We start from the raw sequence: 9,357 nt of genomic DNA, 5'->3' as shown, positions 1-9,357 counted from the left end.
GGCATGGGGCTGATCATGCTGATCCTGGTCGGCACGGTGCCGATGGCCTATGCGCTGAACCGCGCGATGCCGGTCGACCAGGTGACCCAGTTCGTCGCGATGGCGCAGGCCACCCAGGGCTCGCTGGTGCGCGGCAACGCGGCCGCCGTGCCGGCTGCCACCCCGGCCGATCCGCGCAAGGTGCTGTCCGACTACGTGCGCACCAAGGCCTTGACGCCGGACGTGGTGCCGGCCCTCGCCGAGATGGCCGGCAGCATCGGCCGCCAGGTCAAGCAGCACGGCTCGCTGGCCCGCGTGCCGGCCGAGGCGGTCGCGAATGTGCGTAACGACATGTATCTCGCATCGGAGGCGATCCGCTTCCTCGACAAGGCCGAGGGCACCGGCTTCGACACCGATGCGCGCGCCAACCTGAAGGCCTTCAAGAAGCAGATCGACGACGCGACCAAATTCATCCCGCTGTGGGTGAAGGTGGCGGTCGCGATCGCGCTGGGCCTGGGCACGATGGTCGGCTGGAAGCGCATCGTGGTCACCGTCGGCGAGAAGATCGGCAAGACCCATCTCACCTATGCGCAAGGGGCGTCGGCCGAGCTGGTGGCGATGCTGACGATCGGCGCGGCCGACGTGTACGGCCTGCCGGTGTCGACCACGCACGTGCTGTCGTCGGGCGTGGCCGGCACGATGGCGGCCAACCGGTCGGGCCTGCAGATGTCGACCATCCGCAACCTGCTGATGGCCTGGGTGCTGACGCTGCCGGCCGCGATCCTGTTGTCGGGCTCGCTGTACTGGCTGTTCACGCACCTGTTCTGACGACGGTGCAAGCCCGGGACACCCCCTTTCGGGTGGGCCAACGGCGATCCGACGAAGCGGATTCGCCCGAACGGGCGGTTTGCCTCGCGTGCGCTCAGCGCATACGATGCGCGCTTGCTTGAGCGTCGATGAGGCATCCCCTGCGATGAATTCAGTTCTGCACCCTGGCGCCGAATCCACCGGATCCACCGTGTCCCCCGTCCCCAAGATCCTGATCGTCGACGATCACGCGCTGCTGCGCGTGGGCATCGTCACCAGCCTGTCGGCCATCGAGGACACGCCACTCGAGCTGCTGGAGGCGAGCACGCTGCACGACGCGATCGAGGCCTACCGGGCCCACCCCGACACCACGCTGGTGCTGCTCGATCTGAACATGCCCGACTGCAAGGGACTGCAGGGCCTGAAGCAGTTCCTCGAGGCCTTTCCGCAAGCGCGCGTCGCCGTCATCAGCGGCACGCAGGATGAATTCGTGATCGGCCAGGTGCGTGCGCTCGGCGCGGTCGGCTATGTCACCAAGGGCCAGGCGCCCGGCTCGATGTGCGACATCGTGCTCTCGCTGCTGTCGGCCACGCCCGGCCCGGCCAATGGCCACGCCGCTCACCACGGCAGCAGTGCCCGCTTCCCGCGCTTTCCGAGTTCGTCCAGCTACGACCGGGTCGCCGAGCTCGGCCCGCGCCACCTCGAGATCCTCGAGCTGGTGCTGTCCGGCTGCTCCAACCAGGAGATCAGCACGGCCACCGGCCTGTCGCTGGGCACCATCAAGAACTACGTGTCGACGATCCTGCTCGCGCTCGACGTGAAGTCGCGCTCGCACCTGATCAGCCTGTTCCGTTGAGCGTTCCGTTGAGCGACCGGCCGCCCGTGGTGTTCCGCATYGCGCCCTCGGCGACGCCCGGTGCCCACGACGCGAGCCTCGACGAAGGCCAGGAACGCCGCCGCGAGCGCACCGGCGCGTCGCAGGTGGAGCGCCTGTACCGCCATGCCTACCGGACGATCGCGGTGTCGTTCGCGCTCGCGCTGCTCGGCTGGGGCGTGTTCGCGCTGCTGACCGACGACGCGCGCGTGCTGTGGTGGTCGGCCGCGATGCACAGCGTGCAGGGGCTGCAGCTGCTGCTCGCGTGGCACTTCCGCCGCCAGGGCCGCGCGGCGCTGGCCGAGCCGAAGCAATGGCTGCGCCGCTACCTGCTGGTGCTGGCGCTGTCGGCGATGGTGTGGGGCGCGGCGGCATGGTGGCTGCTGCCCAGCACCAACTGGACGGCCACCTCGTGGCTGATCGGCGTGCTGCTGCTGGTCGCGGCCGCGGGCGCGCACATTTCGACGCCGTACCGCCCGGCCATCTTCTGGTGGCTGCTGCCGCTGCTCGCGCCGTTGATCGTGGTGCTGCTGCGCGAGGGCCTGCCGCTGTCGCTGACGATCGGCTCGCTGGTGGCGGTATCGGGCCTCGTGATCGGCGTGTTCGCGCTGTCGCGCCACCGGCTGCTGATGCGCGAGCTGCAGACCAAGCTCGACAACGATGCGCTGGTGCGCGCGCTGCGCCAGCAGGTGTTCCTGGTGGAGCGGGCGAACCGCGAGAAGAGCCGCTTCCTGGCCTCGGCCAGCCACGACCTGCGCCAGCCGATGCATGCGCTGGGCCTGTTCGCCGCGACGCTGCAGAAGCAGCTCGGCAGCTCGCCGCTGCAGCCGATGGTGACGAACATGATCCGCTCGATCGACGCGCTGGAGCAGAGCTTCACGTCGATGCTCGACATCTCGAAGCTCGATGCCGGCGTGATCGAGYCGAACCTGCAGTCGTTCCCGATCCGCGACCTGTTCCGCGTGCTGCACATGCATTGCAGCGGGCAGGCCGAGGAGCTGGGGCTGTCGCTGCGCTTCAAGCCCGGCGGCAAGATCGTCACCAGCGACCCGCACCTGCTGGAGCGCGTGCTGAGCAACCTGATCCACAACGCGATCCGCTACACGAACGAGGGCGGCCTGGTGGTGGTGGCGCGCAACCGGCGGCACCATGTGAGCATCGAGGTGTGGGACACCGGCATCGGCATGGCCGAGGACGAATTGCCGAAGGTCTTCGACGAGTTCTACCAGGTGGGCAACCCGGGGCGCGACCGCACGCGCGGGCTGGGCATGGGCCTGGCGATCGTCAAGCGGCTGGTGGTGCTGATGGGACACAAGCTGGAGGTGGCCTCGACGCCGGGCCGCGGCACGGTGTTCCGCATCCTGATCAAGCAGACCGAGCTGGTCGAGATGGACAACATGGTGATCGCCGCCGACACGGTGCCGGCCGCTGTCGACGCGAACCGCACGGTGCTGCTGATCGACGACGAGGAGATCATCCGCGACGGCATGCGCGAGCTGCTGCAGACCTGGGGCTACCACGTGCTGACGGCCGGCACCATCCTCGAGGCCTGCACCGAGGTGCGGCGCCACGCCGGCGTGATCGATGTGGTGGTGTCCGACCTGCGACTCGCGAACGACGAGGACGGCATCGCGGCGATCGAGCGGGTGCGCGAGTTCTACGGCGCGCCGCTGCCGGCGCTGCTGATCACCGGCGACACCTCGCCGGAGCAGGTGAAGCGGGTGCACGACAGCGGGCACCAGGTGCTGTTCAAGCCGGTGCGCACGCGCGAGTTGTATGCGGTGCTGAGGGCGGTGCCGTAGGTCGCGGCACTGCCCCGCCTCCGGGTGACCGCCGGCGGGTCCGCGCGGATTCTGCCTGGGGAAGCATTTGCGGCATCCTCCAACTTGCTCACGAACAGGGGTGATGGATCCCATCACGGCCGGTCGAAGTACGCATCACCACCTGGCCACTGCACTGCCATCGTTTCGGGCAAAGCCTTCAACTCGGAGTCCGCAAACTTCATCGCACACTGCATCGCGCTCAAGGCGTCGGAACCATGGATGTCGAGGGCGTTGGGCATCACTCCGCGAATCAGCACCGAGCACGCGGCCTCTTCATCTGATCCAGTCGAATGTGGAAAGCCAATTTCGATGCGGATGTTCTTTGGACGTGCCGACGACGCGGCGTCAACCAACCACAGGTCCCGTTTGATGATCGTCGCGAACGTCTTGTCGGCCACGGCCTGGATGCAGTCGACACAAACCGGCTTCCTCTGCGCGGGGTAAACGCACTCCGGCAAGAATTGACGATCGAGCAGCCGCTCGCAGAGCGCGCAATGACCTGCTTTTTCGGGAGACAGCTCTGATCCTGTCTTTGCACAGCGAAAGGGAACGATGGTCATGGTGGTCTCATTCGTCGTCGTAGCCGTCAGGCTTGGCCTCCGGATTCCTCGCGTACAGCGGATTGAGGACATCCAGAACGAGCACTCCGATGACTCTGCCGATCGCGGTCCTGTAGGCAGTGAATTCAGCCTYGGTGCATCGGTCCATTACCAAGCGGATCGATTCGTCCAAACGACCGATGATGTCGTTCAGTTCGCCACTGAGTTTCTTCGCCAAGGTCGTCTCCATAGGCGTCGTCTTCGCGGCCCTCACGGACAACAGCCACGAGCCGAGCCTACAAGCGCATTCGCGACGCAGGCGTCGAAGACCCACGTTTGAAAGTCAGGAACCAGACTTCAGTAGCGAGCTCTTGATCCGCACATCGCTCTGGGCAAATGACTTTCAACATCTTTGTCCCATCCTCAGAAATCAGGATCCAGTTCTCGAATTGCTTTGCGGAAGATGACTCAGCGGGATACCCGATGGTGCTGTGTATCTCGCCAAGAGTCTTTCCATTGAAGTCCATGGACCATGCCTGCGGAACCTCGGCTTGCTGCTTCGAGTCGCATCCGAGCTGGGTCAGGGCGAGTCCCATGAATGCCCAGACGGCCGAATCGAACAGCCTGCGCAGCATCAGTTTTGACATGTGCATCTCCTGTAGACCGGTGTCCCCTGCGGCGATGTTGTCGAATCCCACGGCCATCCGGTTGTATGCGAGCCACTTCCTGAGCCAGCTCCGATCGACGATACACCGGGCACTTTCACGATGGCGACATGACCGGATGCGTCAGCATAGTTGTGGGCAACGGCAACCACATCTCCTGGCTGCGGCGTCTCGACGACAGGGAAGTTGGGGATGATTGCTTCTGGATTGGCCCATGTGCCAGCGCTGAAGGGCATGCCCAGAAAGTTCCTGTGAGGAGCGACGCCGGTCGATTGCAGGACATCATCAAGGAAGAAGTTGCACTTGTTGGTATTGGGACCCGGGCGTGATTCCGCAGAGTAGCTGTACCGCCGATCATTGTTCAGCAGTTCAGCCTGGGCCAAGATTGCGCTGCAATCGCAAAGCCCCATTGGATCGATCCCGCTGAGCGGGTTGTTGCCCGCATACGTGTACGTGGACAAGCTCCCACCCGCCAGCCCCATCGCATCACTCTGCGTGTAGCCCCCGCCCTCCTTCCGGTAGTAGCGGTTCCAGTTGTAGAACAGCCCCGACTCCTCATCCGAATACTGCCCCGGGAAGCGCAGGTTGAAGGTGAAGTCACCGAGCCCCGCCGGGTTGGTCAGTGGCGCGGTGGTGCCGAAGGGCTCGGCCATCCAGCTCCAGCGCTGGCGGCCTTCGCGGTCGACCACCACGCGCGGCGTGTTCAGGTGATCGGTGTGGATGAAGTAGACGAGCGGTACCCCCCGTCGAGTCCGTGGGGTCCGGCATGAACACCGCGACCGGCACGTTGTCCAGCCAGACGTATTCGCGAATCGCCCGACCTTGCTGGTCGTACTCGCCGAGCAGCTGGCCCTGCGGGTCGTACACAAAGATGACGGTGCTCTGCGGCCCCGCGTTCGTGAACTTGCGGATGCGCCGCCGCTCGGTGTCGTAGCTGTAGCGCGCGGTCATCCCGCCTCGCGACAGCACCGCCAGCTGCCCCGGCAGGTCGTAGCTCGCGGTGTAGCCGGCGCTGTCGCTGGTCGTGTTCCCGGCGTTGTCATAGCCGAAACTGCGCGCCGGGTTGGTCATCGCAGCGAGCCGGTTGCTGGTCGCCTCGATCACATAGGTGCTGGGCACCCCGCTCAGGCTCTGCTCGGTCCGGTTGCCGTTCGGATCGTGGGCAATCGCCCAGCTGGTCGTCGCGGTGACCACGCTCGTCAGCCGGCTGTTCGCGTCATAGCCGAAGTTCTGGTCGAGTGCCAGCCGTGTCGTGCCATCGGGTGCCAGGTGCGTGAACGAGACGATCCGGTCCGCCTCGTCGTAGCGGATGTCGCGGAACACGTCGCCGAGGCGCATCCGCACGATGCGCCCGTCCAGGTCGGTCACGCGCTCGTGCGCCTGTGCGCCGCCGGCCATCGCCCACTGCCAGCTTTCGACCGGGCCGAAGGGCTGGTACGTCACCTGGTCGATCAACGGCAGCGGCTCACTCCCCGCGTCCTTCGCCAACGCGATYGACACCACATGCGCGCCGCTCCAGCGGATCGCGAGCCGGCGCCCCGATGGATACGTGATGCCGGTCAGCCGACCGAGCGTGTATTCGTAGCCGGCCACCGTGGTGACCGTTGCGCCATTGGCCCCGCTCGCCGGGCTCACGCGCTGCGTGCTGGTGACGACCTCGCCCCAGGCGTTGTGGGCGTACTGCGTGGATCCGCCCGGAAAGAGCGTCGACGTCAGGCGCCCGATGCCGAAGCTGAAACCCGGCCCGGTCTGGCTGTGGTTCCAGACGAGCAGCGCGTCCGGCGCTCCTTCCTTCAGGTACTGGATGGCATTCAGCCGGCCCGCTGCGTCGTAGGCGATGCGCGCGGTCACGCCGCGGCTGTCGATGCGCGTCGACACGCGGCCGGCCGCGTCGACGCTGAGGTCGGTGACGCCACCCGCCGGATCGACCTGCGCCTTGACGCGGTTCAGCGGGTCATAGGTCACCCGGGTCTCGAGGTTCAGCGTGCCGGCACCGCGGACCACCTTGGTGACGAAGCCCTCGGCGTCGTATTCATGGCGTGTCACCGATCTCGGAGAGACCGGTGGCGACGGCAGGGTCTGCGCCTGCGCAGTGCAGGTCAGCGGCACGGCGAGCGAAGCGATGACGGCAAGCCGCCTGATGATGTCCAGCATGAATCCCCCTGATCTGTGTTGCGCTTGACGCGTCGCAGTCTTCCCAGGGGATGTGCAGAAACTATGGAGATCACCCGCGCCGCGTCGCGGCCACTCGCCATCGCAGCCCCGCATGTTCCAATCGGGGATTCCCGATCTGGAACTGCCATGGCCACGCTGAAACTGAAGAAAGCCGCGGGCAAGTCCGCCTCCGACAAACCGGCGCGCGCGCCATTGCGTGGTGCCGGGGCCGGCGTGCAGAAGCGCCCGACGCTGTCGCAGGCCCAGGCCGATCGCGCCGAGCGCGAGGCGCGCTACCAGGAACAACTGCGCCAGCGCTTCGGCGACCAGCCGCCGGCCGAGTTCGCGCGCCGCGGCGAGCCCTCCCGCCCGGAGCCGACCGGCCGCAAACCGCGGCCGACCGGACCATCGGGTCCGCGCCGTGACGAAGCACCCGCCCCATTCCAGTCCCAGGCCCGTCCTCCGCGCGAGCGCCGCGAGCCGCTGCCGCCGGCACGCCGCGCGGATCCGACCGCAGCGCCGCGCTCAGGCCCCAACACCGCGTTCGGCCTCCCATCGGGCCCCTCCGGACCGTCCGGCCCGCGCGACACGTCCTCGCGCAATCCGAGCCCGCGCCACGGCGTGCAGCGCGACAACGCGCCGCGCAACACCGCCTTCGGCAACAACCGCCCCGCCCCGCAGCGCTCCCAGCAGCGTTTCGAGCGCGACGACGACGAGCCGGTCTGGCACGCCGAGCAGCCCGGCAGCCTGCGCCTGTCCAAGCGCATGAGCGAGCTCGGCATCGCGTCGCGCCGCGAGGCCGACGARTGGATCCCGAAGGGCTGGGTGCGCGTCGACGACCAGGTCGTCAAGGAACTCGGTTCGCGCGTGATGCCCGGCCAGCGCATCACCGTTGACGCCCAGGCCCGCCACCAGCAGGCGCAGCGCGTCACGGTGCTGATCAACAAGCCGGTCGGCTACGTCAGCGGCCAGGCGGAAGACGGCTACGAGCCGGCCTACGTGCTCGTGAAGCCCGAGAACCTGTGGCACGACGACAACTCCGGCACCCGCTTCCTGCACACCCACCTGCGCGGCCTCGCGCCGGCCGGGCGGCTCGACATCGATTCGGTCGGCCTGCTGGTGCTGACGCAGGACGGCCGCGTCGCCAAGCAGCTGATCGGCGAGAACAGCGAGATCGAGAAGGAGTACCTGGTGCGCGTGCAGCGCCCCGACGGCACGCGCCTGCCCGACAGCGAGCTCGCGCTGCTGAACCACGGCCTCGAGCTCGACGGCGAGCCGCTGCGCGAGGCCCAGGTCGAATGGGTCAACGACGACCAGCTGCGCTTCGTGCTGCGCGAAGGCAAGAAGCGCCAGATCCGGCGCATGTGCGAGGCGGTCGGGCTGGAGGTGCTGGGCCTCAAGCGCGTGCGCATCGGCCGCGTGATGCTGGGTGACCTGCCGGCCGGGCAGTGGCGCTACCTGCGGCCGGGCGAGGCGTTCTGAGCCTGTCGATGGCGGGCTCGTTGCCGTACACCGAACTGGCAGCGCCGTTCGGGCTGCGCGTGTGGTGGCTGCGGCTCGACGAGACGCCCGATGCCGCCGCACTCGCGACGCTGTCGGCCGACGAGGTCGCGCGCGGCCAGCGCTTCGTGTTCGAGGGCCTGCGGCGGCGCCACCTGGCGTCGCACGTCGCGCTGCGGGCCGTCCTCGCGCAGCAGACCGGCCTGCCCGCCGCCGCGCTGGTGTTCGGTGCCGGTCCGTTCGGCAAGCCCTTCCTGCACGCGCCGGCCGCCTGCGTCTTCAACCTGAGCCACAGCGACGATGTCGCGGTGATCGCGGTCGCGCCGGGCGCATCGGCGGGCACCGAGATCGGCGTGGATGTGGAGGTGCTGCGGCCGATGCGCGATGCGATCGCGCTGGCGGAACGCAATTTCACACCGGCCGAACAGCGCGCGCTGCTGGCGGCGCCACCCGAGCTGCGCGACCTCGCCTTCATGCGCGGCTGGACGCGCAAGGAGGCCTGCCTGAAGGCGATCGGCAGCGGGCTGTCGATTCCACCGGATGCGGTGGACGCCGGGCTGCAGCAGGACCTGGCCCCGCTGCAGGTCGTGCATGACGGCGCCCATCACGTGCTGCAGGTGCAATCGCTGCCGGAGCACGCCGGCACGGCACTCGCCGTTGCGCTGCGTGAAGCTAGCGCCCCGCCTTCCTGAAGGTCAGGTTGATCCGCGAGCGCCCGGTCGACGGATGCTCGCCGTCCGCGAGCGGCGCCACGCCATGGAACGCCAGCCGTGAGGCCCCGCCCCACACGACCACGTCGCCGTGCGCCAGCCGCAGCCGCTTCACCGGCGACTGCCGTTGCGTGCCCCCGAACAGGAACACCGCCGGCAGGCCCAGCGACACCGACACGATCGGTGCGCCGAAGTCCTCTTCATCGCGGTCCTGGTGCAGCGACAGCCGCGCCCCCGGTTCGTAGAAGTTGACGAGGCTCGCATCCGGCTCGAAGCCGTCGAACCCCGCGCAGGCCGCTGCATGCA

General features: G+C 67.9%; 11 protein-coding genes. 5 read left to right on the top strand and 6 right to left on the bottom strand.

What is annotated here, in order from left to right:
• The 3 genes from AC1D01_RS11050 to AC1D01_RS11040 form a co-directional block, all read left to right on the top strand.
• A partial coding sequence (locus AC1D01_RS11050; RefSeq protein WP_477866082.1) for an inorganic phosphate transporter occupies positions 1-807 on the top strand: 807 nt, incomplete at its 5' end.
• 190 nt (positions 808-997) lie between these two features.
• Positions 998-1,642 (top strand): response regulator, encoded by a 645-nt coding sequence (locus AC1D01_RS11045; protein ID WP_477866081.1) that lies wholly within the window; start codon positions 998-1,000, stop codon positions 1,640-1,642.
• Complete coding sequence (locus AC1D01_RS11040; protein WP_477866080.1) at positions 1,639-3,462, top strand: hybrid sensor histidine kinase/response regulator; 1,824 nt, start codon at positions 1,639-1,641, stop codon at positions 3,460-3,462. Before AC1D01_RS11045 ends, AC1D01_RS11040 begins: the two co-directional genes overlap by 4 nt.
• A 113-nt stretch (positions 3,463-3,575) precedes the next feature.
• Here the strand turns inward: AC1D01_RS11040 and AC1D01_RS11035 are convergent, their stop codons facing one another.
• The 5 genes from AC1D01_RS11035 to AC1D01_RS11015 are packed head-to-tail and all read right to left on the bottom strand — an operon-like array spanning position 3,576 to position 6,841.
• Positions 3,576-4,043, bottom strand: coding sequence for a hypothetical protein (locus AC1D01_RS11035; RefSeq protein WP_477866079.1), 468 nt, complete (start codon positions 4,041-4,043; stop codon positions 3,576-3,578).
• A 7-nt stretch (positions 4,044-4,050) separates the two neighbouring features.
• Entirely contained in the window at positions 4,051-4,260 is a 210-nt protein-coding gene (locus AC1D01_RS11030; protein ID WP_477866078.1) for a hypothetical protein, read from the bottom strand.
• Between the two features lie 58 nt (positions 4,261-4,318).
• Complete coding sequence (locus tag AC1D01_RS11025) at positions 4,319-4,669, bottom strand: hypothetical protein (protein ID WP_477866077.1); 351 nt, start codon at positions 4,667-4,669, stop codon at positions 4,319-4,321.
• On the bottom strand, positions 4,657-5,376 hold the full coding sequence (locus tag AC1D01_RS11020) for an RHS repeat-associated core domain-containing protein (RefSeq protein ID WP_477866076.1): 720 nt from the start codon (positions 5,374-5,376) through the stop codon (positions 4,657-4,659). The genes AC1D01_RS11025 and AC1D01_RS11020 overlap by 13 nt, the downstream gene beginning before the upstream one ends.
• Positions 5,285-6,841, bottom strand: coding sequence for a hypothetical protein (locus tag AC1D01_RS11015; RefSeq protein ID WP_477866075.1), 1,557 nt, complete (start codon positions 6,839-6,841; stop codon positions 5,285-5,287). Before AC1D01_RS11015 ends, AC1D01_RS11020 begins: the two co-directional genes overlap by 92 nt.
• Positions 6,842-6,988: 147 nt before the next feature.
• On the opposite strand from AC1D01_RS11015, the gene AC1D01_RS11010 reads away from it, so the two are divergent.
• Together AC1D01_RS11010 and AC1D01_RS11005 are read left to right on the top strand one after the other, a co-directional pair.
• Positions 6,989-8,323: a pseudouridine synthase gene (locus tag AC1D01_RS11010; protein WP_477866074.1), complete on the top strand. Its 1,335-nt coding sequence runs from the start codon at positions 6,989-6,991 to the stop codon at positions 8,321-8,323.
• An 8-nt stretch (positions 8,324-8,331) separates the two neighbouring features.
• Positions 8,332-9,033 (top strand): 4'-phosphopantetheinyl transferase family protein, encoded by a 702-nt coding sequence (locus tag AC1D01_RS11005; RefSeq protein ID WP_477866073.1) that lies wholly within the window; start codon positions 8,332-8,334, stop codon positions 9,031-9,033.
• On the opposite strand, the gene AC1D01_RS11000 is transcribed toward AC1D01_RS11005, so the two are convergent.
• Positions 9,014-9,357: alpha-ketoglutarate-dependent dioxygenase AlkB (locus tag AC1D01_RS11000; RefSeq protein WP_477866072.1), on the bottom strand; the 344-nt coding region annotated here is incomplete at its 5' end. The genes AC1D01_RS11005 and AC1D01_RS11000 overlap by 20 nt on opposite strands.

This window comes from Rhizobacter sp. P3_B12, assembly GCF_056402895.1.
The sequence above is the reverse complement of the archived record's forward strand: the minus strand, read 5'-3'. Positions and strand labels throughout refer to the sequence as shown.

What these genes read in the sequence shown, in the direction of transcription:
- AC1D01_RS11005 (WP_477866073.1), top strand. Translation starts at nt 8,332, where the DNA reads ATGGCGGGCTCGTTGCCGTACACCGAACTGGCAGCGCCGTTCGGGCTG.
- AC1D01_RS11025 (WP_477866077.1), bottom strand. Translation starts at nt 4,669, where the DNA reads ATGTCAAAACTGATGCTGCGCAGGCTGTTCGATTCGGCCGTCTGGGCA.
- AC1D01_RS11035 (WP_477866079.1), bottom strand. Translation starts at nt 4,043, where the DNA reads ATGACCATCGTTCCCTTTCGCTGTGCAAAGACAGGATCAGAGCTGTCT.